This window comes from Streptomyces sp. VRA16 Mangrove soil, from assembly GCF_017377775.1.
GTDB lineage: Bacteria > Actinomycetota > Actinomycetes > Streptomycetales > Streptomycetaceae > Streptomyces.
In genome coordinates this window covers 12,732-36,284 of record NZ_JAFVLN010000019.1, presented here as the reverse complement: position 1 = coordinate 36,284, position 23,553 = coordinate 12,732, and the positions used below count along the sequence as shown (strand labels likewise).

The window sequence follows — 23,553 nt, the reverse complement described above, 5'->3', positions numbered from 1 at the left end:
CGTCCGAAGTAGCGGGTTCGCGGCTGAGCTGCGGTTTTGTGGGCGTGAAGCATGTTTATCGACTTGTCCTCACGCTTGCGTGTGAAGAGAGGCTTCTGGGGTGGTTCGCCGGGGATTCGGTGGGCAACTCTGGTCTCGCGACGTCGTGAACATCGCTGAGGCGGTCGGCCAACTGCCTTGGTGCAACCCGTACTTCCTGGGATGCCGGACCCCCGTCCGAGCTCCCGTGCGTACTTCCTTCTGGAGGAATAGACATGGCTTCCATCCGTACCGCCCGCGTCATCGCCGCCGTCGCCGCCCTGCCCCTGGCCGCCGCCCTCTTCTCAGGGGTGGCGATGGCCGACAACGGCTCGTTCGCGGACAACGGATCGAACGCGGGCGTGGCGACGGTCAGCGGCAGTGGTGTCGGGCACGACAACAACGGAAACTCGTCCACCACGCAGCAGCAGGCCGTGGGCAGCGGCGCCTCGAACCAGAGCAACACGGCTCAGGTGAACGGCTCGGCCTTCACGGCGATCGACCAGTCCAACGAGAACATCGCGGTGAACTTCACCGAGCTGTGGTGAGGTCCCGGCTCCTGCGAGCCGGGAGTCCTTCTTGGGGTGTGTGACAGTCTGCGCGGCGGTGCTCCGGCACCGCCGCGCAGGCGTTTTCCCGGGGGTGCGCGGCGTGCCCGATCTCTTGACACCCACCGGTATCTGACGGACAGTCAGAAACCCTTGTCGCTCCGAGGTCAGTCCCCTGGAGGGCCGCCGCCGTGCACCTCGCCCCCACCGACCGCCAGCGCGAGCTGCGCGGCCGACTCCGCGAACGCTTCCGTACGTTGATGCCGCAGGGCCCGCCCGCCGCCGACGACCCGGCGGCGCAGCGCAGGGTGCTGCGCCGCATCGGCGCCGAAGGGCTGCTCGGCCTCGGCTGGCCCGTGGAGCACGGCGGGCAGGGGCGCGGCCCCGACGAGCAGTTCGTCTTCTTCGACGAGGCTTACCGCGCGGGCGCGCCGGTCTCCATGGTCACGCTGAACACCGTGGGTCCCACGCTGATGAAGTACGGCACCGAGGAGCAGAAGAAGTACTTCCTGCCGCGCATCCTCAGCGGCGACGTCGTCTTCGCGATCGGCTACAGCGAGCCGTCGGCGGGCACCGATCTCGCGTCGCTGCGCACGCGCGCGGTGCGGGACGAGGCGAGCGGCGCCTGGCTGATCGACGGGCAGAAGGTCTTCACGTCGAACGCGCAGAACGCCGACTGGATCTGGCTCGCCTGCCGCACCGACCCGGAGGCGCCCAGGCACCAGGGCATCTCGATCATCCTGGTGCCGACGGACGCGCCCGGGTTCTCGTGGACCCCGATCGAGACCGTCGGCGGGCTGACCACGACGGCCACGTACTACGACGGCATCCGCGTCCCCGCCTCGAACCTGGTCGGTGAACTCCACGGCGGCTGGGGGCTGATCACCAATCAGCTCAATCACGAGCGGGTCGCGCTCGCCGCGATCGGGATGCAGGCCGAGGATTTCTACGAGGCCGTGCTCGCCGCCGCCCGTACACCCGATCCGGTGACAGGCGAGCGGCGCATTGACGCGCCTTGGATTCGTTCCGCACTGGCCGAGGCGCATGCCCGGCTGGCGGCAACGCGCCTGCTCAACTGGCGTTTGGTGGGGGATGTGGGGGCGGGCGGGCCGGCCCCCGGGGACGCCAGCGGGGTGAAGTTCGCGGGAACGGAATCCGCGGTCGAGACGTATCGACTGTGTCAGCAGATAGCGGGCGAAGCCGGGTGGGTGCGGGCCGGATCGCCGGGGGCGTTCGGGGCGGGGGGCGGTGATCTCGCCGTGGGGGACGGGGAGTTGGAGCGGATGAACCGGGCGGCGCAGATCAACACGTTCGGCGGCGGGGTGAGCGAGGTGCAGCGGGAGATCGTGGCCACCATGCGGCTCGGGATGAAGCGGGGGAAGCGGTGAAGAGCGTCACCGAGAGCGGACACGCGGATGTGTACGGGGAGTTGAAGACGTTCGAGGGGCGGATCGCGGCGACCGCGGCCGAGGGCAAGGACCCGGTCAACGCGCCGATGATCCGGCACTGGTGCGAGGCGATGGGCGACACCAGTCCCGCGTACGAGGGCCCGGACGCGACAGCGCCGCCGACGATGCTTCAGGCCTGGACGATGGGCGGCCTGTCCGGGTACGAGGGGCGCTCACCGGCCCATGACGAGCTGTTCGCGCTGCTCGACGGGGCGGGGTTCACCTCGGTCGTCGCCACCGACTGCGAGCAGGAGTATCTGCGGCCGCTGCGGCCCGGTGACGTGATCACGTACGACTCGGTGATCGAGTCGGTGTCGCCGCTGAAGACGACGAAGCTGGGCACGGGGCACTTCGTCACGACGCGGATGGACGTCAGGGTGGACGGGCAGCTGGCGGGGACGCACAAGTTCCGGATCCTCAAGTACGCGCCTGCGCGCGGTAAGTACGCGCCCGCGCGTGGTGGTGCGAAGAAGCCGGGCGCGGCGCCCGGGAAGCTGCGTCCGCGGCCCGTGGTGAACCGGGACAACGCCGGGTTCTGGGACGGCGTCGCCGAGCACCGCCTGCTCATCCAGCGCTGCACGGGGTGCGGGACGCTGCGCTTCCCCTGGCTGCCGGGGTGCAACGGGTGCGGAGGCCAGGAGTGGGACACCGTCGAGGCGAGCGGCGAGGGCACGGTGTTCAGCTACGTCGTCATGCACCACCCGTCCTTCCCCGCCTTCACGGTGTCCGATGATGCCGCTGACGCGGCGGGGCCCTACGCGGTCGGCCTGATCGAGCTCGCGGAAGGCGTGCGGATGGTCAGCAACGTGGTCGGGGTGCCGTACGACAAGGTGCGGATCGGGCTGCCGGTGCGACTCGAGTTCCTGCGGGCGGACGAGGAGTTGGAGCTGCCCGTGTTCCGCGTCGTCGACGGCTCCGTCGGGGGAGGCGAGGGCTGACATGGACTTCACTCCCACGGCCGAGCAGGACGCGGCGCGTGAGCTGGCCGCGCGGATCTTCGGCGACCTGTCCACACCGGAGCGGCTCGCGGGCCTCGGCGGCGGTACGGACGCCGAGCTGTGGAAGGCGCTGGGCGACGCGGGCCTGGCCGGCGCCGTGGAGGAGACCGGGCTGCTCGGCCTGGTCCTGATGCTGGAGGAGCAGGGCAGGACGACGGCGCAGGTGCCGTTCGCGGCGAGCTGTGTGTTCGGGCTGCTCGCGGTGGCCGCGCACGGCACACAGGAGCAGCGCGAGCGGCTGCTGCCGGGGTTCAGGGACGGTTCGGCCGTGGCGGCGGGGGCGTTTCCTGCCCGTACGGGGATCATGGTGGCTGCCGCGGACACGACCGGGCGGGCGCGGCTGAGCGGGGCCGTGCCGTGGGTGCCCTGGCTGCGGGACGCCACGCACGTCCTGGTGGCGGTGCGCGAGCATCCGGGATCCGGAAAAGTTGTCCACAGCCTGTGGATGGTGAAAGCGGCCGACGTGCGGTGCGAGCCGGTCGAGCTGACCGCGCCCTGGTCGGCGGGGCGGCTGGTGCTCGACGGCGCGCCGGCGGAGCGGATCGGCGGCCCCGGCGCGTACGGGGACGTCCTCGCGGCGGCGCGCACCGCGTTCGCCGGACTGCAGGCCGGGGTCTGCGCGGGCTCGCTGCACCGGGCCGTGGCGTACACGAACGAGCGGGAGCAGTTCGGCCGCCCGCTCGCGGCCAAGCAGGGCGTCCAACTCCGCGCCGCGGAGGCCCATATGGACGTCGAGGCGATCCGGGTCACCGCGTACGAGGCGGCCTGGCGGCGCGACGAGGGGCTCGCGTACGACGGACATGCGCTGACCGCGGCCTGGTGGGCCTGCGAGGCCGGTCGGCGCGTGGTGCACACGGGCCAGCATCTGCACGGCGGCATGGGCGCCGATCTGGAGCATCCCGTGCACCGGCACTTTCTGTGGGGGCGTCAGCTCGACGGCCTTTTCGGCGCGGCCCCCGAGATCCTGGCGGAACTGGGCGATGTGATCGCGGCTGGAGGTGAGGTGGCATGAAGGCGGGTGAGGAGCTGGCACCGCTGGAGATCCCGGTGACGCGGACGCTGATCGTCGCCGGTGCGATCGCGTCCCGGGACTACCAGGACGTGCACCACGACGCGGAGCTGGCCCGGCAGAAGGGCTCCCCCGACATCTTCATGAACATCCTGACGACGAACGGTCTGGTGGGCCGCTACATCACCGACCACTTCGGCCCGCACGCCGTGCTGCGCAAGGTCGCGATACGGCTGGGCGCGCCCAACTACCCGGGCGACACCCTGGTGTTGAGCGGGGAGATCGTCGACGTGGAGACGGACGCGGCCGGCGGCGGGGACACGGCGCAGGTGCGGATCGTGGGCAGGAACGGGCTCGGGAACCACGTGACCGGCACGGTCACCGTCACGGTCCCGGCCGCCGCGGGCGTGGGGGAGTCGTCATGAGCGTACGGAACAGGGACTCCCTGGGCGGGCGGGCGGCGATCGCCGGGATCGGTGCCACCGAGTTCTCCAAGGACTCGGGCCGCAGCGAGCTGAAGCTGGCGGTGGAGGCGGTGCACGCGGCCCTCGACGACGCGGGGCTCACACCGGGCGACGTCGACGGCATGGTCACGTTCACCATGGACACCAGCCCGGAGATCACCGTGGCGCAGGCCGCGGGCATGGGCGAGCTGTCCTTCTTCTCGCGGGTGCACTACGGGGGCGGCGCGGCCTGCGGGACCGTGCAGCAGGCGGCTCTCGCGGTGGCGAGCGGGGTGGCCGAAGTCGTGGTGTGCTACCGGGCGTTCAACGAGCGGTCCGGCCGGCGCTTCGGCTCGGGCGTGCAGCACCGGGAGCCGTCGGCGGAGGGCGCGGCGCTCGGCTGGTCGCTGCCGTTCGGGCTGCTCACCCCGGCGTCCTGGGTGGCGATGACGGCGCAGCGCTATCTGCACGCGTACGGGCTGACCCCCGAGGCGTTCGGCCATGTCGCCGTCGTGGACCGCAAGTACGCGGCGACGAACCCGGCGGCCTACTTCTACGGTAAGCCGATCACGCTCGCCGACCACGCAGCGTCCCGCTGGATCGTGGAGCCGCTGCGGCTGCTCGACTGCTGCCAGGAGACCGACGGCGGGCAGGCGATCGTGGTGACGAGCGTGGAGCGGGCCCGCGATCTGCCGCACCCGCCCGTCGTGATCAGGGCGGCGGCGCAGGGCGCGGGGCGCGGGCAGGAGCAGATGACCAGCTTCTACCGGGACGATCTGACGGGGCTGCCCGAAATGGGCGTCGTGGCACGGCAGTTGTGGCGCTCGGCCGGGATGGGCCCGGACGACATCGACGTGGGGATCCTCTACGACCACTTCTCGCCGTTCGTGCTGATGCAGCTGGAGGAGTTCGGGTTCTGCGGGGCCGGGGAGGCGGCCGGTTTCGTCGCCGAGGAGCGGCTGCCGCTCAACACCCACGGCGGACAGCTCGGGGAGGCGTATCTGCACGGGATGAACGGGATAGCGGAGGGCGTGCGCCAGGTGCGCGGCTCGGCGGTGAACCAGATACCCGGCGCGGTGACGGCGCTCGTCACGGCGGGCACCGGGGTCCCCACATCGGGTCTGATTCTGGGGTCGGACGGCTGAACCGGGCGCGTGTCCCCGGCCCCGGCGCACACGAGGCCCCTTCACTCGGCCCATGTACCGACAAAAAGTGATCATGGGACTTGTGGTGTTCCTGGTGCTCCTGGCGGGGCCCGGCGGCGGCCTGCCCGAGGCCACGGCGTCGGGACGGGCGGCGGTGGCGGGACGGGCGGTGGCGGGGGCGGCCGGATCCGCGCCCTGGAGCGCCCCGGTGCGCACCTTCCGCGGCTGGGCCTTCGACATCTGTCAGGCGCCACCGCGGGACACGATGCGGCGCTGGAAGAGGTCCGCCTATCGCGCGGTGGGCGTCTACTACGGCGGCCGCGGCCGGTTCTGCCGCCACCAGCGGAACCTGAGCCACGGCTGGCTGCGCGCGGTGGACCGGATGGGGTGGCGGGTGCTGCCGGTGTACGTGGGATCGCAGTCGCCCTGCGTCGGCGCCCGCCACAAGAAGGGCCTGGAGATCGGGCGGAAGCCGTGGCGGCAGGGCGTGCGGGAGGGGCGGGACGCGGCGCGCAGGGCCGGGGCGCTCGGCATCCGGCCGAGCAGCCCGCTCTACCTCGACATGGAGGCCTACGCCTACGGCAAGCCCGGCAAGGAGGGCTGCGCGCACCGGACGCTGTCCTTCGTGCGGGGCTGGGACAAGGAGGTGCGCCGGCACGGCTATGTGCCCGGCTTCTACAGCAGCGCCGGTTCGGGGGTGCGGCACATGGAGGCGGCCCGGCGGGCCGGGGTGCCGGACCTGCCGTCGGTGATGTGGTTCGCGCGCTGGCACACCAGGCCCCGCCTGGACCGGGAGCCCGCGCTGAGGCGGGCCGCGTGGCACCCGGAGCGCCGCATCCACCAGTTCGCGGGCAATGTGAAGGAGCGGCACGGCGGGCGCACCCTGGTGATCGACAAGAACCTGGTGCACGCGCCGGTGGCACGCATCCGCTGAGCCGTGCGGGGTACCCGCGCGGCGGGGTTCTCAGGGCCGAACCCTCAGGGGCCCTCATCCCCTCCTCCACCTTCAGGAGGTGGGGTTACCACCCCTCCTACAACCTGAGGCGGACGTCGCTTCGGGACCTCCGGCCGATCCCTGGGAGGAGGGTGCGCTCATAGCGTGGATCCATGACCGCAACCCTGGCGTCTGTCTGCCCCAGCGCACCGGAGCCGGCGACGCGTACCCGCACCGGAGCCCGCACCGCGAACCCCGCGGGAGCCCGCACCGCGAACCCCGCGGGAGCGCGCACCGGGGCCCATGCCGCGCGTCCGGCGCACGCCGCGCATCCCTCGTATCCGTCGTTCGCCTCCTACGTGCGGGCCCGTCAGCCCGTGCTGCTGCGCACCGCACGGTCGCTGACCGCGAACCCGTGCGACGCCGAGGACCTGCTGCAGACCGCGCTCACGAAGACGTACGTCGCGTGGGACCGGATCGAGGACCACCGGGCCCTCGACGGCTATGTGCGCAGGGCCCTGCTGAACACACGCACGTCGCAGTGGCGCAAGCGCAAGGTCGACGAGTTCGTCTGCGACGAGCTGCCCGAGCCGCCGGTGGTGCCCGCGGGGGACCCGGCCGAGCAGCAGGCGCTGCACGACGCCATGTGGCGCGCCATCAAGAAGCTGCCCGCGCGGCAGCGGGCGATGGTCGTGCTGCGCTACTACGAGGATCTGAGCGAGGCCCAGACGGCCGAGGTGCTCGGCGTCTCCATCGGCACGGTCAAGAGCGCGGTGTCTCGGGCGCTCGGCAAGCTGCGCGAGGACCCGGAGCTGCGCCCCTCGCACGCCTGACCTCAACGGAGCCAGGGCGGCACGCGGTGATCGATCATTCCCGGAGGTAGTGACATACCGCGCGGTATGCGGTGAGAATCGGCGGAACCCTACTGCTCCGTAGCGCCCACCGGGAGGACGCCGTGCTGAGCACGATGCAGGACGTACCGCTGACCGTGACCCGCATTCTGAATCACGGGGTGCGCGTGCACGGCGCCTCGCAGATCACGACCTGGACGGGCGAGGGCGAGCCGCACCGCCGTACGTTCGCCGAGGCCGGGGCACGCTCCGCTCAGCTGGCGCATGCCCTGCGCGACGATCTCGGCGTCCAGCGGGACGACCGGGTGGCGACGCTGATGTGGAACAACGCCGTCCATGTCGAGGCGTACTTCGCCATCCCCTGCATGGGCGCCGTGCTGCACACCCTCAACCTGCGGCTTCCGGCCGACCAGCTGACGTGGATCGTGAACCACGCCGCCGACCGCGTGATCATCGTCAACGGTTCGCTGCTGCCGCTGCTCGCCCCCTTGCTGCCGGGGCTCCCCACGGTCGAGCACATCGTCGTCTCGGGCCCGGGCGACCGCTCCGTGCTCGACGGCGCCCGCGCCCAGGTCCACGAGTACGAGGACCTCATCGCCGGGAAGCCGACCGCGTACGACTGGCCGGAGCTGGACGAACGCCAGGCCGCCGCCATGTGCTATACCTCCGGCACCACCGGCGACCCCAAGGGTGTCGTCTACTCGCACCGCTCCATCTACCTGCACTCCATGCAGGTCAACATGACCGAGTCGATGGGGCTCACGGACGCCGACACCTCACTCGTCGTCGTGCCCCAGTTCCACGTCAACGCCTGGGGACTGCCGCACGCCACCTTCATGACCGGCGTGAACATGCTGATGCCGGACCGGTTCCTGCAGCCCGCGCCGCTCGCCGAGATGATCGAGACCGAGCGGCCCACGCACGCCGCCGCCGTCCCCACCATCTGGCAGGGCCTGCTCGCCGAGCTGCGCGCCAAGCCCCGCGACGTCTCCTCCCTCACCCAGGTCACCATCGGCGGCGCGGCCTGTCCGCCGTCGCTGATGAAGGCGTTCGACGAGCTGGGCATGCGCGTCTGCCACGCCTGGGGCATGACGGAGACGTCCCCCCTGGGCACCGTCGCCCGTCCCCCGGCCCACGTCGAGCCGGGCAGCGACGAGGAGTTCGCCTACCGCCTCACCCAGGGCCGCTTCCCGGCCGGTGTCGAGGCGCGCCTGAGCGGACCCGGCGGCGAGATCCTGCCCTGGGACGGCGAGTCCGCGGGCGAGCTGGAGGTGCGTGGCAACTGGATCGCGGGCGCCTACTACGGCGGCTCCGACGGCGAACCGCTGCGCCCCGAGGACAAGTTCAGCGAGGACGGCTGGCTCAAGACCGGCGACGTCGGCACCATCAGCCCCGACGGCTTCCTGACCCTCACCGACCGCGCCAAGGACGTCATCAAGTCCGGCGGCGAGTGGATCTCCAGCGTCGACCTGGAGAACGCGCTGATGTCCCACCCCGATGTCGCCGAGGCCGCCGTCGTCGCCGTGCCCGACGACAAGTGGGGCGAGCGGCCGCTCGCCACCGTCGTGCTGAAGGAGGGCGCGAGCGCCGACTTCGAGACGCTGCGCGCGTTCCTCGCCGAGAAGGTCGCCAAGTGGCAGCTGCCCGAGCGCTGGACGATCATCCCCGCCGTCCCGAAGACCAGCGTCGGCAAGTTCGACAAGAAGGTGCTGCGCAAGCAGTACGCGGACGGCGAGCTGGACGTCACCAAGCTCTGATGCCGCGTTTGCCGTGAAGACGCGTTTGCTGTGAAGACGCGTTTGCCGTGAAGACGTGTTTCACGTGAAACAGGAAGGGGCGGCCCGAACGGGCCGCCCCTTCCTGTCAGTTGATCCGGTCGACGCTAGTTGGTGCCGATCTTCGCCAGCAGGTCCACGATCCGCCCCTGCACCTCGCTGCTCGTCGAGCGCTCCGCGAGGAACAGCACCGTCTCCCCCGCCGCGAGCCGCGGCAGGTCGGCGTTGTCCACGGCGGCGGTGTAGACGACGAGCGGCGTGCGGTTCAACTGCCCGTTCGCACGCAGCCAGTCGATGATGCCCGCGCGGCGACGGCGCACCTGGAGCAGATCCATGACCACCAGGTTCGGCCGCATCTGCGCCGCGAGCGTCACCGCGTCCGCGTCGGTCGCGGCCCGCGCGACCTGCATCCCGCGCCGCTCAAGGGTCGCGGTGAGCGCGAGCGCGATCTCCTCGTGCTCCTCGATCAGCAGGACGCGCGGCGGGTGCTGCTCGCTGTCGCGCGGCGCGAGCGCCTTCAGGAGCACGGCCGGGTCGGCCCCGTACGCGGCCTCGCGCGCCGCCTGTCCCAGGCCCGCGGTCACCAGGACCGGCACCTCGGCGGCGACGGCTGCCTGGCGCAGCGACTGCAGCGCGGTGCGGGTGATCGGTCCGGTCAGCGGGTCGACGAAGAGCGCGGCGGGGAACGCCGCGATCTGCGCGTCGACCTCCTCGCGGGAGTGCACGGTCACCGGGCGGTAGCCGCGGTCGCTCAACGCCTGCTGCGTCGTCACGTCCGGCGCGGGCCACACCAGGAGGCGGCGCGGGTTGTCCAGCGGCTCCGGCGGCAGCTCGTCGTCCATCGGCAGCGGCTGCGGCCGGTTGGCGACCTCGACCGCACCGCCCGGACCGTCGAGCGGCTCGGGGCCCTCGTCCGCGTCCTGGTCGGGAGCTCCTATCGCGTAGGCCCGGCCGCCGCCCTCGGACGCGTTCATCGACGCCATCAACGGCGGCTGGGGCGCGGGCTGCGGCTGCGGGTGCGGACGGGCGCCCGTCGCCCCCGGGGCCGGGGTGCCCTGCGCCGGGGTCTGCGCGGAGGCACCGGCCTCCGGCTGCCCCTGCCGGTTGGACAGCTTGCGCCGCCGCCCCGAACCGAGTGACTGCCCACCGAGTGACTGCCCGCCGAGCGACTGGCCCTCCTGCGGCTGCGGCACGCCCTGCGCGGGCGTCGCGCCGGGCCGCGGCGGAACCTGCTGCCCGCTCTGCTGCTGGGCGATCTGCCGCCCGAACGGCACGCCCTGGCCCAGGGTGCGCACGCTGAACGCGCGGCCCTGCGTCGAGTTCGTGTCGCCCGTCGGCGCGGCCGGACCCTGCGGGGCCTCGGCCGGCAGCGGCTGGGCCGCGCGCGGCCGGGACGGCTGTCCCGTCGGCGTGGGCGTGCCCTGCGCGGGCGTGCTCTGCGCCGGATGCGGCTGCGGCGGGGTGTGGTCCTGCGTCGCGTCGTGCTCCGCCGAGGCGTGCTGCTGCTCGTCGGGCCGCGGCTGCGGCTGCGCGCCGGTGTCACCCTGCTGCTCGTCCTGCGCGGCCTGGGCGCTCTGCGGCTGCGCGTTGCTGCGCGGGTGCTCCGAATTCTGTGGGGCCTGCGGGTTCTGCGGGGCCTGCGGGTTCTGTGCCTGTACGTCGCCGGGGCCGGGCTGCGCCTGCGGCTCGGTGGCCCGCGGGGCGCGGTCGGCCTGCGCGGGCGGCAGCGCGAACGCCTCGCGCGGTCCCGCCTGCTCCGCGGGTGCGCCCGGAGCCGTGGCCTGCGCGGCACCGAGCGCACGCCGTGCCCGCCGTCCCGACGGCTGCGCCGAGGCGCCCGCGAGCTCCAGCTCGCTGCCCTGGCCCTGCTCACCGGGTGCGGCGGCCGACGGCAGCGCGGGCAGCGCGGGCTGCTCCTGGGGCTCGGCACGCCGGGCCCTGCGGCCGGTCGGCGCGGGCACGCCCTGCGGCGGCACGGTGTCGCCCAACGCCGGGGAGCCCGCCGCGTGTTCGGCGGCGGTCACCACGGAGCCCTCGGCGGCCGTGCCGGTCGACGCGGGCCGCGCCCGGCGCCGTCCGGTGCCACTGGCGGCCGGGGGCCCGTCCTGCGGCCCCTCGTCGACGGCGGCGGGCAGCTCGGCGGCTCCCGTGTCCGGGTTCTCCTCTGCGGCACGCCGTCCGCGGCGCCGCCCGGTGCCCCCGGAAGCGGCGGCGGCCGCGGCCTCGCCGGGCAGCCCGCTCTCCAGGAACGAGTCGACCGAGGGCCCCGAGGCCCGGCGCGCCCGCCGCCGCCCGCCGCCCGTGGTCGCGTTGGCCTGCGGGGGCACGCTCGGCGCGGCCTCGGCCGCGGGCGGCTCCACAGCCTCGACGATCTCGGCCGGAGCCGCGGGAACCGCCCCGGCGCCGGTGCCGATCGGCACTTCGAGGACGTACGCGCTGCCGCTCATCCCCGGCACCTCGTGCGTCTGCAGCACACCGCCGTGCGCCCGCACGATGCCGCGGACGATCGGCTCGTGCACCGGGTCGCCCCCGGAGTACGGCCCGCGCACCTCGATGCGCACGCTGTCGCCGCGCTGCGCGGCGGCGACCACCACGGTGTTGTCGATGTAACCGGCGCCCGGAGCGGGCACGCGCGCGTTGCCGGTCGCGTCGATCCCCGCGACGTCGGCGATCAGGTGCGCGAGAGCGGTGGCGAGCCGGCCGGCGTCCACCTCGGCCTCGATCGGCGGCGCGTGCACGGCGAACTGCACGCGGCCCGGCCCGATCAGCTCGACGGCCCCGTCGACACCGGCGGCCACGACGGCGTCCAGCATCACGTTCGTCCGGGCGAGCGCGCTGCCGCCCTCGTCCAGCGTCTGATAGGCGAGCACGTTGTCGACGAGCGTCGTCATCCGCGAGTAGCCGGCGGCCAGGTGGTGCAGTACCTGGTTGGCCTCGGGCCACAGCTGGCCCGCGTCGTCGGCGGCGAGCTGGCCCAGCTCGCGGCGCAGCTCCTCAAGGGGGCCGCGCAGCGACTGCCCGAGCACGGCGAGCAGCTGCGAGTGCCGCGCGGCCAGGGCCTCGAACCGGTCCTTCTCGCGCTCGGCGAAGGCGGCGCCGCGCTCACGCTCGGCGGCCAGCTCCTCGGTGTGCTGCTCGCGCGTCTCGGCGAGTTCGGCGGCCAGCTCGTCGCGGACCCGCGTGAGCTCGGCGTCCCGCTCGGCACGCTCCTGCTCGGCGGCCTCGTCGCGCCGGGCGATCTCCGCGGCGTGCTCGTCGACCAGCTTGTCGTAGGGGCGGCGGTCGGTGAAGGTCATCACGGCGCCGACCAGTTGGTCACCGTCGCGCACCGGCGCCGTCGTCATGTCGACGGGCAGCTTCTCGCCGCTCTTGGCCCACAGGACCTGCCCGCGCACCCGGTGCTTGCGCCCGGAGCGCAGGGTGTCGGCGAGCGGCGACTCCTCGTACGGGAACGGCTCACCGTCGGCCCGCGAGTGCAGCACGAGCCCGTGCAGCTCCTGGCCGCCCAGGTCACTGGCCCGGAACCCGAGGATCTGCGCCGCGGCGGGATTGACGAGCACGATCCGCCCGTCGGTGTCCGTCCCGACGACACCTTCCGAGGCGGCCCGCAGAATCATCTCGGTCTGCCGCTGGGAACGCGCCAGCTCGGCCTCGGTGTCGACCGTGCCCGACAGATCACGCACGACCAGCATCAACAGCTCGGCCCCGCTGTAGCCACCGCCCCCGCTGCCGTACGGGTCCACGGCGTCCCGCGCACCGTCGGCGAGATTGGCGCTGGTGACCTCGACGGGGAACTCGCTGCCGTCGGTGCGGCGGGCGACCATCCGCGTCGGCTTGGTGCGCCCGCGCTCGTCGGTGACCGTGTCGGGGCGGCGCATCGAGCCCGGGATCAGCCGGGAGTCGAACTCCGGCAGCAGATCCAGCAGTCCGCGACCCACGAGCGCCGTGCCCGGCGCCTCGAAGGCCTCGAGGGCGATCGAATTGGCGTTGACGACGGTCCCGTTGGTGTTGACCAGCACCAATGCGTCCGGGAGCGCATCGAGTATGGCTGCGAGGCGAGCAGCGCCTCGGGATGGCCTGCTGCTCACGACGACGCTTCCTCCCTGATTACCGCTTTACCGCGACGTGCTGACCGACTCGGCCATCTTGCCGCGCGGCGCACAACGTGTCACGGGAGGGAGTCTACGGGCACCGGTTGCGCTCGCGACCCCGGATGAGAGGGAGCCCACGTAGAGGCCCACGAAGAGGATGTGGGGATCGGAAGGTGAGGGTGTGACCGATGGACCCAGGGTCACGGGGCGGTAGCAGGCAGCACGGGTTCGATCCGGTGCCAGCGCGCGATCTCGCAGCCGTCGGTCAGCTTGTACGAGGCGTCGACGGGGCGCCCGTGCCAGGTTCCGGTGATACGGGCGGTGGCGTCGCCGCCGTACTGCATCGTGCAGTTCGTCCCGGCCGGCACCGGCGCGAACGGATCGATGCCGCCGTTCTCCACCCTGTCGAGCTGCGCGCAGGCGGCGCCCGGGTCGGGGTGGCTGCCTCCTGCGGGCCCGCACCGCAGGTCGTGGGTGCCGTCGTTCCCGTTCCCCGAGTCGGTGACGGTGACGGTCAGCCGGTCGGGCCCGGCGCCGTCCAGGGCGCTGAAGGGGCGGGGCGGCAGCTGCCTCGGGCCCGTGTCGGCGTGCGAGGCCGTGGGCAGGGCCGCGAGCGCGGCGACCGAGACGGCGGACGTGACCAGGACACGGTGGGAGAGGCGGCGCAGCAACATGCCGTGCCTAACGTTCCCGGCGCCGCGACGTTGCGGCCCTCGAAGGGCTTTGCCCTGCGGCCTGCCCTCCTAGTACCGTGGGAGCCGATTGGTGACACGGCGCTCAGCTGTGTCATCATCTGCACGCAGCCGCTCGCGCTCGCGCGGACGGATGTGTTGGAGGCGTCGCCTAGTCCGGTCTATGGCGCCGCACTGCTAATGCGGTTTGGGACTTAAATCCCATCGAGGGTTCAAATCCCTCCGCCTCCGCAGCAAGACCCGAAGCCCCGGTCCACCAGGACCGGGGCTTCGGCGCTTCCCGGACCCGCCCGGCCGCGGGCCCCGAGCTCACGGCGGGTGCGTTTTCGCAGGTCACAAGGGGTGCGGCAATCGGATTTCACATGACGGCGGCAGTCATGTAATGTTCTTCCTGTCGCCGGGACAGGCCGAAAGGCCGGGAACGGAAGACAAGAACAAAAGAAAAAACAAGCACTCGTAGCTTAACGGATAGAGCATCTGACTACGGATCAGAAGGTTGCAGGTTCGAATCCTGCCGAGTGCACACAAGGCCGAGGCCCCGGAGAGATCCGGGGCCTCTGGCGTTTTCTCAGGCGGTGCCGGCGTGGTGGCTGGTGCGGCTGATGAGTGTGGTGAGGGTGGCCGTTGCCGCCCACGTGCCCAGGAGGACCATGACGACGCCGACCATGAAGAGGCCGCTGGCGTCGTCCGACCAGTCGTAGGCGGCCGCCGCGGTGAGGGCGGCGGTGGTGCCGAGGGTGGCCGGGCCCGGGTGGTGGCGGGAGGCCGACCAGTAGACGGGGATCAGCACGGTCACGACCAGGCCGATCACCTGCCAGGCCGCGTAGGGGCCGGTCGTCGAGCCGTCGGGGTGCACGTCGCGGTGCTGGTCCCAGCCCAGCCAGAGGGCCCAGGCGGCGAGGGCCGTCGCGGCGGGGACGAGGGCTGCGGTGACGGGCCGGATGCGGTGGCGTTCTTCCATGGGGACGAGTCTGGTCCCGGGCGGCGCGGGCGGGGAGAGCGCGCGTGCTCAGAGCGGGGTGAGTACCTGTACCCGGCGTGGTCGGCATTGTCAGTGGGGTGCGCCATGCTGGCCGTATGACGTGGTGGTGCACCGGGATGCGGTGGCGTGGGGACGGGCCGGTCATGGGGTGGACGGGGGACGGCGGGGGTGGTGAGCGCGAGAGTGCCGTGCGGTTCGGGGAGGAGCTGGCGTTCCGGGTCGCGGGGGCGCGGCGCTGTCTCGGCGTGTGGCGCGGCGGACGGCGCACCGCGTGCCCGGGGTGGGGCACCGTGCCCGTGCGGGGGACGCGGGCGCAGTGTGCCGAGTGCGCCGGGATCGACCGGGCGCAGTCCGTCGCCGCCGACACGATGGCGGACGACCCGCGGCCGTACCACGTGTATCTGGCCTGGTTCGGGGACGGGCTCGTGAAGGTGGGGATCACGGGGGTGGCGAGAGACAGCGCGCGGCTGCTGGAGCAGGGGGCCCTTTCCTTCACGTGGCTGGGGCAGGGGCCGCTCATGGCGGCGCGGCGGGCCGAGGAGCTGCTGCGCGTGGCGCTCGGGGTGCCGGACCGGATCCCGTACGAGAGCAAGCGGCTGGTGCGCGGGGCCGGGACGCGGGGCGCTGAGGACGAGTTGGGCGCGGCGCACCGGATCGCCGTGGGTCTTGAGGGGTGGCCCGAGTCGTTGGCGCGGCTGCCGTGCCAGGTGGTCGGGCACGGGGAGGTGTTCGGGCTCGGGGCGGTGGACCGGGTGGACGCCGTCGTGAGCGGGCTCGGCGAGGGGGACGTGGTCGCGGGGCGGGTGGTGGCCGCCGCGGGGCCCGATCTGCATCTCGTGGAGCCCGACGGGCGGCGGCTCGTGGTGGATACGCGGCTGTTGGCCGGATGGCCGCTGGAGCGAGGGCCGGGCGACGGGGCGGGCCGGGGGCCCGAGGTGCGGGACGTGCCCGGTGTGCAGGGCGGGTTGTTCTAGGGCCTGTCGTGACGACCGTGCCCAGGAGGGGCGTGGGGGCGGGCCGGGTGACCGGAGGGTCAAGTCTTCGATCCCGTACGGCAAGAGGAGGGGGAGAGGGGTGGACAGCGGGGGCGGTGCGGGTGACCGTGGGTGGCATGAGTGATCACGCCGATGCGCCTGTCGCACCGTTGCCCGCCTTCGAACTGCCCTATTACGTCGTGGTGTTCACGTCCGTGCGGACGGAGGGGGACCGCGGGTACGGGGCGGTCGCCGACCGGATGGACGAGCTCGTGACGGAGATCCCCGGGTATCTCGGGCACGAGTCCGCGCGGAATCCCGGCGGGCTCGGGATCACCGTCGGTTACTTCCGGGACGTCGCCGCCATCGAGGAGTGGCGGTCGGTGGCTGCCCACCGGGACGCGCAGAAGCAGGGGCGCGACGCGTGGTACGAGGCGTACAGCGTGCACGTCGCCAAGGTCGAGCGCAGCCACGGGTTCGCGCGTGTGTAGCCGGGGCGAGGAAATGGGAGCGGGAGAGGGAGAGGGGGCGGGTGCGGACGAGAGTGCGCTCGTCGCGGAGTTCGTCGCGCGGTACGGGTTGCCGGGGCTCGTCGATGTGCACACGCACTTCATGCCCGAGCGCGTGCTGCGCAAGGTGTGGGCGTACTTCGACGCCGTCGGGCCGCTGACCGGGGTCGAGTGGCCCATCACGTACCGCGAGGAGGAGGACCGACGGGTCGCGCGGATGCGGGAGTTCGGGGTGCTCGCCTTCACGTCGATGCTCTATCCGCACAAGGCGGGGATGGCGGAGTGGCTCAACGGATGGGCCGCCGACTTCGCCCGCAGGACGCCCGGCTGTCTGCGGACCGCGACGTTCTTCCCCGAGCCGGGCGCGGAGGCGTACGTGCGGCGGGCGGTCGAGGACGGGGCCCGGGTCTTCAAGGCGCATGTGCAGGTGGGGGCGTACGACCCGGCCGATCCGCTGCTCGATCCGGTGTGGGGCGTGCTGGCCGAGGCCGGGGTGCCGGTCGTGACGCACTGCGGCTCCGGGCCCGCGCCCGGCAAGCACACCGGGCCCGGCCCGATGGAGGCGGTGCTCGCCCGCCATCCGCGGCTGCGGCTCGTCGTCGCGCACATGGGGATGCCGGAGTACACGGAGTTCCTGGACCTGGCCGAGCGCTACCGAGAGGTGCGGCTCGACACGACGATGGCGTTCACCGACTTCTCCGAGCGGCAGGCGCCGTTCCCCGCCAGGGAGTTGGGGCGGCTCGTCGATCTCGGGGACCGGATCCTGCTCGGCAGCGACTTCCCCAACATCCCCTATCCGTACGTCCATCAACTGGAGGCCGTCGAGCGGCTCGGCCTGGGTGCGGAGTGGATCCGGGCGGTCTGTCACGGGAACGGGGCGAAACTGTTCCTTCCTGACCTTTGAGCGGGATTTGCGGCTCTGACCTGATGTCTTGTCAGGTGTGGCAGGCATCCTGAGAGGCGCCTGTGAATTTCTCAGGGTATTCACAGGTAAGGAAAAGGGTGCTCTCAGAGGGCCGCAGCATGGTTGCAACATGACCGCGACCTCGCCCCAGGGGCGTACCGAACTGCTGAGGCCGGACGGGAGCCCCGTCCGGGTGCTTGTCGTGGACGACGAGCAGTCGATCACCGAGCTGTTGTCCATGGCCCTGCGCTACGAAGGCTGGCAGATCCGCAGCGCCGGGGACGGTGCCGGAGCCGTGCAGACCGCACGCGAATTCCGGCCCGACGCCGTCGTGCTCGACATGATGCTGCCCGACATGGACGGACTGAGCGTGCTCGGGCGGCTCCGCCGTGAGCTGCCGGACGTGCCTGTGCTCTTCCTGACCGCCAAGGACGCCGTCGAGGACCGGATCGCGGGGCTGACGGCCGGTGGCGACGACTACGTCACCAAGCCGTTCAGCCTCGAAGAGGTCGTCGCGCGGCTGCGCGGGCTGATCCGCAGGACCGGCGCCGCCGACCGGCGCAGCGACTCCGTGCTCGTCGTGGGCGATCTGATGCTCGACGAGGACAGCCACGAGGTGTCGCGGGGCGGGACCAACATCCACCTGACCGCCACCGAGTTCGAGCTGCTGCGCTTCCTCATGCGCAACCCGCGGCGCGTGCTCAGCAAGGCGCAGATACTCGACCGGGTCTGGTCCTACGACTTCGGCGGGCAGGCCAATGTCGTCGAGCTGTACATCTCCTACCTGCGGCGGAAGATCGACGCGGGCCGCGAGCCGATGATCCACACCCGGCGCGGCGCCGGGTATCTGATCAAGCCGGCTGCCACGACGGTGTCGTGAGGCGCGGGCGGCAGGTGCGGCGGGGGCCGCGGACCTTGCGTACGCGGCTCGTGGTGTCGGCGATCGCCCTGATCGCCGTCGTCGCGGCCGTCATCGGGACCGTCACCACGATGGCGTTCAGCAGTTCGTTGTACGACCGGCTCGACTCCGACCTCACCTCGATCGCCAAGCGCGCCGAGGGCAGCCAACAGCCCGTCAGGCCCGGCGAGGGCGTTCCGCAGCACGATCAACAGCCCGACGACCTCGACGTCGACCAGAAGCTGCGGTTCGTGGTCGGCGGCGGGTCGCCGAGGAACACCGTCGGTGCCGTCCTGGACGACGGCTCCGTCAGCGCTTCCGCGCGTGGCACGGGCGGCTTCGAGACCGCCGAGCTCACCAGCGAGCAGCGGAGCGAGCTCGCGACCGTGTCCGAGGACGGCGCCCTGCACAGCGTCGACCTGACCGACCTCGGTACGTACCGGGTGAAAGCGGTGCACAGCGTCGACGGCGACACCATAGTGGTGGGCGTCCCGGCCGCCCAGGCCCAGGACACCGTCCAGACCCTGATCCTCGTCGAGCTCTCCGTCACCTTCGCCGGCCTCGTCGCCGCCGGTATCGCCGGCGCCGTCATCGTCGGCGTCAACCTGCGCCCCCTGCGCCGGGTCGCCGCGACCGCGACCCGTGTCTCCGAACTTCCGCTCCACAGCGGTGAAGTGACCCTCTACGAACGTGTCCCCGACGCCGAGGCCGACCCCGGGACCGAGGTCGGTCAGGTCGGAGCCGCGCTCAACCGGATGCTCGATCACATCCACGGGGCGCTGCACGCGCGGCAGGAGAGCGAGACGCGCGTACGGCAGTTCGTGGCGGATGCCAGTCATGAGCTGCGCACGCCGCTCGCGTCCATCCGCGGATACGCCGAACTGACCCGGCGCGGGCGGGAGGACGTCGGGCCCGACACCCGGCACGCCCTCACCCGCATCGAGTCCGAGGCGGACCGGATGACCGGCCTCGTCGAGGACCTGCTCCTTCTCGCGCGGCTCGATGCAGGGCGCCCCCTCTCGTACGCGCCGACCGACCTGTCCCCGCTGGTCATCGACGTGCTCAGCGACGCCCGTGCGGCGGGCCAGCAGCACAACTGGCGGCTCGAACTGCCCGAGGAACCGGCGACCGTGCTCGCGGACTCCGCGCGGCTCCAGCAGGTGCTCGTCAACCTGCTCGCCAACGCCCGTACCCACACACCCCCGGGGACCACGGTCACCGCACGCGTGCACCGGCACGGCCCCTGGGTCTGCCTCGACGTGCAGGACGACGGGCCGGGCATCCCGGCGGAGTTGCTGCCGCATGTCTTCGAGCGGTTCGCGCGCGGAGACTCCTCGCGGTCCAGGAAGGCGGGTTCGACGGGGCTCGGGCTCGCCATCGTGCAGGCCGTCGCCGCAGCTCACGGCGGTGTCGTGACCGTCGACAGCAGGCCAGGGCGGACCGTTTTCACCGTGCGTCTGCCGGCCTGCGAAGAGCCCGTCAGCGCCCTTCCCGCGGGCTTCGACGAGTCCTTCGTATCCGCACAGCCGTACTCACAGGCGGAGCCAAGCTTCACCACACAGCCCTGACAGGGGGGTTGGCGAATGTCGATGGCATGCGAACCGACTCTTCTCCGGGCATCGACCCCACCGCCGCGAAGCTCGGCGCGCTGCCTGCGCGGGAGCACCTCCCCGCGGGCAGCGGTAGCGGCGACGGCAGCGTGCCTGTCCTCGATGTCGTCGTCCCCGTCCACAACGAGGAGAAGGATCTGGGTGCGTGCGTGCACAGACTCCACGCCCACCTGGTCCGCACCTTCCCCTACCGCTTCCGCATCACGGTCGCGGACAACGCCTCCACCGACACCACCCCGCAGGTGGCGCACCGGCTGACCACCGAGCTGCCGGGAGTGGGCTACTTCCGCCTGGAGCAGAAGGGCCGCGGGCGCGCCCTGCGGGCCGTGTGGTCGGCCTCCGACGCGCCGATCCTGGCGTACATGGACGTGGACCTGTCCACCGACCTGAACGCGCTGCTGCCGCTTGTCGCGCCGCTGATCTCCGGGCACTCCGACCTCGCCATCGGGTCGCGGCTCTCCCGGTCCTCGCGCGTGGTGCGCGGCCCGAAGCGGGAGTTCATCTCGCGGGCCTACAACATGATCCTGCGCGGTTCGCTGCAGGCACGGTTCTCCGACGCCCAGTGCGGCTTCAAGGCGATCCGGCGCGATGTCGCGCAGGTGCTGCTGCCGCTGGTCGAGGACACCGGCTGGTTCTTCGACACGGAGATGCTCGTCCTCGCCGAGCGGGCGGGGCTGCGGATCCACGAGGTGCCCGTCGACTGGGTCGACGACCCGAACTCGACCGTGCACATCGTGAAGACGGCGACCGACGACCTCAAGGGCGTGTGGCGCGTCGGACGCGCGCTCGCCACCGGCTCGCTGCCGCTGGACCGGCTCGCCCGGCCGTTCGGCGACGACCCGCGCGACCGTCAACTCCCCGGTGTGCCCAAGGGCCTCGCCCGGCAGCTCGTCGGCTTCTGTGTCGTGGGCGGTCTGTCGACGCTCCTCAACCTGGCGCTGTACTCCGGCTTCCGTACGTTCGCCGGGGTGCAGCCGGCCAACGCGCTCGCGCTGCTCGTCTGCGCGTTCGTCAACACCGCCGCCAACCGCCGGCTGACCTTCGGGATCCGCGGCCGCGACAAGGCCGTCCGCCATCAGGCGCAGGGCCTGGTCATCTTCGGCATCGGGCTCGCGCTCACCAGCGGATCGCTGGCCGCCCTGGACGCGGCGTCCGCCCATCCCGCGCACTCCACCGAACTGGCCGTGCTGATCGCGGCCAACCTCGCGGCGACCGTGCTGCGGTTCCTGCTCTTCCGGGCCTGGGTGTTCCCGGGCGAGCGGGCCACTTCGGTCACTCAGGCCGCCCCGAGCGTCTCCACCCCCGTACCGAATCCTCAGGTTCCGCAGGCCTGGGACGACGCCACCGTGCCGATGACGCCGGTGCGCGGGCACGACCCTCACCTCGACCCCAGGAATCAGCGATGACCACGACAGAGACACCGACAGTGAGCCCGGCCACCGGGCCGCCGCTCGCGGCCGACCGTGCCGGTGGCCACGGCCGCCCGAAGGACAGGTTCCCGCGGCGCGTGTGGCGCGGACGGCCCGAGGACGCGCGCTGGGTGCGCCCGGCCTTCCTCGGACTGCTCCTCGTCATCGGCCTCGCCTACCTCTGGAACCTCTCCGCCTCCGGCTACGCCAACTCCTTCTACTCGGCGGCCGTGCAGGCGGGCAGCGAGAGCTGGAAGGCGTTCTTCTTCGGCTCGTCCGACGCGGCGAACGCCATCACCGTCGACAAGCCGCCGGCCGCGCTGTGGCCCATGGCCCTGTCGGTCCGGCTCTTCGGCCTCAACTCGTGGGCGATCCTGGTCCCCGAGGTGCTGATGGGCATGGCCACGGCCGGTGTGCTGTACGCGGCCGTGCGCCGCCGGTTCAGCGCCGCCGCGGGCCTGATCACCCTGGCCGTGTTCGCGACGACGCCGGTCGCCGCGCTGATGTTCCGGTTCAACAACCCGGACGCGCTGCTCGCGCTCCTCATGACCGTCACGGTCCACTGCGTGGTCCGCGCCATGGAGCGGGGCCGCACCAAGTGGCTGGTGTGGGCGGGCGTCACCGTCGGCTTCGCCTTCCTCGCCAAGACGCTGCAGGCCTTCCTGATCCTGCCGCCGCTCGCCGTGCTGTACGCGGTCTTCGCGCCGGTCCGGGTGCGCAGGCGCTTCGGCCAGCTGGCCCTCTCGGCGGTCGCGATGATCGTCGCGGGCGGCTGGTGGGTGGCCGTCGTCGAGCTGTGGCCCGCGTCCTCGCGGCCGTACATCGGCGGCTCCCAGAACAACTCGTTCCTCGAACTCACCTTTGGCTACAACGGACTCGGCCGGATCAACGGCGAGGAGACCGGCAGTGTGGGCGGCGGCGGTGGCGGTACCGGCACCGGCCAGTGGGGCGAGACCGGCCTGGGCCGGATGTTCAACTCCGAGATCGGCGGCCAGATCTCGTGGCTGCTCCCGGCGGCGCTGATCCTGCTCCTCGCGGGCACCGTGCTGACCTGGAAGGCGAAGCGGGCCGACACGGCGCGCGCCGCGTTCCTCGCGTGGGGCGGCTCGCTGGTCACCACCGCGCTGATCTTCAGCTTCATGGCCGGCATCTTCCACCAGTACTACACGGTGGCCCTGGCCCCTTACATCGCGGCCGTCGTCGGCATGGGCGTCGCCGTGCTGTGGGAGGAGCGGGCCCGGATCGCCTGGTCCATGACGCTCGGGGCGACCATCGCCGTCACCGCGGTGTGGTCGTACGTGCTGCTCGGGCGGACGCCCGACTACCTGCCGTGGCTGCGCTGGGCCGTGCTGACCGGCGGTCTCGCGGCCGGGCTCGGGCTCGCGCTCGCCGGACGCCTGAACCGTCGACTGGCGCTCGGCGCGGCCGGGCTCGGCCTCGTCGCGTCGCTGGCGGCGCCGACCGCGTACACCCTCTCCACGCTGAACACCGGGCACACCGGGTCGATCGTCACGGCCGGTCCTTCGGAGGCCGGCTCGATGGGGAGGGGCGGCGGTCCCGGTGGGGGCGGTGGCGGTGGCCAGGGCGGCCAGGGCGGCCGGATGGGGCAGATGGGGCAGCCTCCGACCGGTGGTACCGGCAACGGCAACCAGCAGGGTGGCGGGTTCCCCGGTGGCGGGATGCCCGGCCAGAGCAACAACGGCCAGAACAGCAATGGCCAGGGCAGCAACGGCCGGACCAGCAACGGCCAGAGCCAGAACCAGCAGCAGGGCGGCACCATGCCCGGCGGCGGTATGGGGGAAGGCGGGGCCGGCGGCGGTGGCGGTTTGGGCGGTCTGCTCAACGGTGCCGAGGTCAGCTCCAAGGCCAAGAAGCTCCTGGAGAAGAACGCCGAGGACTACACCTGGGCGGGGGCGACCGTCGGTTCGCAGAACCAGGCCGGCTACCAGCTCGCCACCGGCGATCCGGTGATGGCGATCGGCGGGTTCAACGGTACGGATCCGTCGCCGACGCTGGCCCGGTTCAAGCAGTACGTCGAGGACGGCAAGATCCACTACTTCATCGGGAGCGGATCCGGCGGCGGCATGGGCGGGGCGAGCTCCGGCACGGCGTCCAAGATCACGAAGTGGGTCGAGGCCAACTTCAAGAAGGTCACCGTCGGGTCGGCCACGTTCTACGACCTGACGCAGCCGAAGAGCTGACCCTTCTTCCTCCCCACCCCGCCCCTTCCCGGAAGTGACGCTGCGCGTCCGGGGAGGGGCGGGGTTCTTCTGGGTCTCGCGTGCGGCGGGGGGCGGCGGGCGGGGGCCGGTCGC

At 72.4% G+C, this 23,553-nt stretch carries 19 protein-coding genes and 2 tRNA genes; 18 read left to right on the top strand and 3 right to left on the bottom strand.

Annotated elements, in window-relative coordinates; genetic code table 11:
* Nucleotides 1-254 precede the first annotated feature (254 nt).
* The 9 genes from J3486_RS36295 to J3486_RS36255 all read left to right on the top strand — a co-directional run bounded on the left by J3486_RS36295 (nt 255) and on the right by J3486_RS36255 (nt 9,151).
* On the top strand, nt 255-566 hold the full coding sequence (locus J3486_RS36295) for a hypothetical protein (RefSeq protein WP_207828072.1): 312 nt from the start codon (nt 255-257) through the stop codon (nt 564-566).
* Between the two features lie 191 nt (nt 567-757).
* Complete coding sequence (locus J3486_RS36290; RefSeq protein ID WP_207828071.1) at nt 758-1,954, top strand: acyl-CoA dehydrogenase family protein; 1,197 nt, start codon at nt 758-760, stop codon at nt 1,952-1,954.
* Nucleotides 1,951-2,952 (top strand): bifunctional MaoC family dehydratase N-terminal/OB-fold nucleic acid binding domain-containing protein, encoded by a 1,002-nt coding sequence (locus J3486_RS36285; RefSeq protein ID WP_207828070.1) that lies wholly within the window; start codon nt 1,951-1,953, stop codon nt 2,950-2,952. Before J3486_RS36290 ends, J3486_RS36285 begins: the two co-directional genes overlap by 4 nt.
* Before the next feature lies 1 nt (nt 2,953).
* The gene (locus J3486_RS36280) at nt 2,954-4,024 is read left to right on the top strand and encodes an acyl-CoA dehydrogenase family protein (RefSeq protein WP_207828069.1); all 1,071 of its coding nucleotides are present in this window, start codon (nt 2,954-2,956) and stop codon (nt 4,022-4,024) included.
* The gene (locus J3486_RS36275) at nt 4,021-4,446 is read left to right on the top strand and encodes a MaoC family dehydratase (protein WP_207828068.1); all 426 of its coding nucleotides are present in this window, start codon (nt 4,021-4,023) and stop codon (nt 4,444-4,446) included. Before J3486_RS36280 ends, J3486_RS36275 begins: the two co-directional genes overlap by 4 nt.
* Nucleotides 4,443-5,609, top strand: coding sequence for a lipid-transfer protein (locus J3486_RS36270; RefSeq protein ID WP_207828067.1), 1,167 nt, complete (start codon nt 4,443-4,445; stop codon nt 5,607-5,609). The genes J3486_RS36275 and J3486_RS36270 overlap by 4 nt, the downstream gene beginning before the upstream one ends.
* A 52-nt stretch (nt 5,610-5,661) precedes the next feature.
* Nucleotides 5,662-6,543: a DUF1906 domain-containing protein gene (locus J3486_RS36265; protein ID WP_207828066.1), complete on the top strand. Its 882-nt coding sequence runs from the start codon at nt 5,662-5,664 to the stop codon at nt 6,541-6,543.
* A gap of 173 nt (nt 6,544-6,716) precedes the next feature.
* Nucleotides 6,717-7,376: a SigE family RNA polymerase sigma factor gene (locus tag J3486_RS36260; RefSeq protein ID WP_207828065.1), complete on the top strand. Its 660-nt coding sequence runs from the start codon at nt 6,717-6,719 to the stop codon at nt 7,374-7,376.
* 122 nt (nt 7,377-7,498) lie between these two features.
* The gene (locus tag J3486_RS36255; RefSeq protein WP_207828064.1) at nt 7,499-9,151 is read left to right on the top strand and encodes a long-chain fatty acid--CoA ligase; all 1,653 of its coding nucleotides are present in this window, start codon (nt 7,499-7,501) and stop codon (nt 9,149-9,151) included.
* 125 nt (nt 9,152-9,276) lie between these two features.
* On the opposite strand, the gene J3486_RS36250 is transcribed toward J3486_RS36255, so the two are convergent.
* Entirely contained in the window at nt 9,277-13,257 is a 3,981-nt protein-coding gene (locus J3486_RS36250; RefSeq protein ID WP_207828063.1) for a PAS domain-containing protein, read from the bottom strand.
* 203 nt (nt 13,258-13,460) lie between these two features.
* Nucleotides 13,461-13,934, bottom strand: coding sequence for an SSI family serine proteinase inhibitor (locus J3486_RS36245; RefSeq protein WP_207828062.1), 474 nt, complete (start codon nt 13,932-13,934; stop codon nt 13,461-13,463).
* A 158-nt stretch (nt 13,935-14,092) separates the two neighbouring features.
* Between J3486_RS36245 and J3486_RS36240 the strand changes: the two genes are divergently transcribed.
* A tRNA-Ser gene (locus J3486_RS36240) sits at nt 14,093-14,183 on the top strand.
* 219 nt (nt 14,184-14,402) lie between these two features.
* Nucleotides 14,403-14,475: transfer RNA gene (locus J3486_RS36235), tRNA-Arg, on the top strand.
* 45 nt (nt 14,476-14,520) lie between these two features.
* On the opposite strand, the gene J3486_RS36230 is transcribed toward J3486_RS36235, so the two are convergent.
* Nucleotides 14,521-14,913, bottom strand: a complete 393-nt coding sequence (locus J3486_RS36230) for a hypothetical protein (RefSeq protein ID WP_207828061.1) — start codon at nt 14,911-14,913, stop codon at nt 14,521-14,523.
* A 164-nt stretch (nt 14,914-15,077) separates the two neighbouring features.
* On the opposite strand from J3486_RS36230, the gene J3486_RS36225 reads away from it, so the two are divergent.
* The 7 genes from J3486_RS36225 to J3486_RS36195 all read left to right on the top strand — a co-directional run bounded on the left by J3486_RS36225 (nt 15,078) and on the right by J3486_RS36195 (nt 23,439).
* The gene (locus J3486_RS36225; RefSeq protein ID WP_229379178.1) at nt 15,078-15,908 is read left to right on the top strand and encodes a DUF2797 domain-containing protein; all 831 of its coding nucleotides are present in this window, start codon (nt 15,078-15,080) and stop codon (nt 15,906-15,908) included.
* 137 nt (nt 15,909-16,045) lie between these two features.
* The gene (locus tag J3486_RS36220; RefSeq protein ID WP_207828060.1) at nt 16,046-16,399 is read left to right on the top strand and encodes an antibiotic biosynthesis monooxygenase; all 354 of its coding nucleotides are present in this window, start codon (nt 16,046-16,048) and stop codon (nt 16,397-16,399) included.
* Nucleotides 16,400-16,412: 13 nt separating this feature from the next.
* On the top strand, nt 16,413-17,321 hold the full coding sequence (locus J3486_RS36215; RefSeq protein ID WP_207828059.1) for an amidohydrolase family protein: 909 nt from the start codon (nt 16,413-16,415) through the stop codon (nt 17,319-17,321).
* Between the two features lie 130 nt (nt 17,322-17,451).
* A complete protein-coding gene (locus tag J3486_RS36210) occupies nt 17,452-18,201 on the top strand; it encodes a response regulator transcription factor (protein ID WP_307805088.1) in 750 nt (249 codons plus the stop codon).
* Between the two features lie 35 nt (nt 18,202-18,236).
* Nucleotides 18,237-19,787, top strand: coding sequence for a cell wall metabolism sensor histidine kinase WalK (locus J3486_RS36205; protein ID WP_229379177.1), 1,551 nt, complete (start codon nt 18,237-18,239; stop codon nt 19,785-19,787).
* A 26-nt stretch (nt 19,788-19,813) separates the two neighbouring features.
* Nucleotides 19,814-21,235 carry a bifunctional glycosyltransferase family 2/GtrA family protein gene (locus J3486_RS36200; RefSeq protein WP_207828058.1) on the top strand — a complete coding sequence of 474 codons (1,422 nt, stop codon included), beginning with the start codon at nt 19,814-19,816 and terminating at the stop codon, nt 21,233-21,235.
* A complete protein-coding gene (locus J3486_RS36195) occupies nt 21,232-23,439 on the top strand; it encodes a glycosyltransferase family 39 protein (RefSeq protein ID WP_207828057.1) in 2,208 nt (735 codons plus the stop codon). The genes J3486_RS36200 and J3486_RS36195 overlap by 4 nt, the downstream gene beginning before the upstream one ends.
* Nucleotides 23,440-23,553 lie beyond the last annotated feature (114 nt).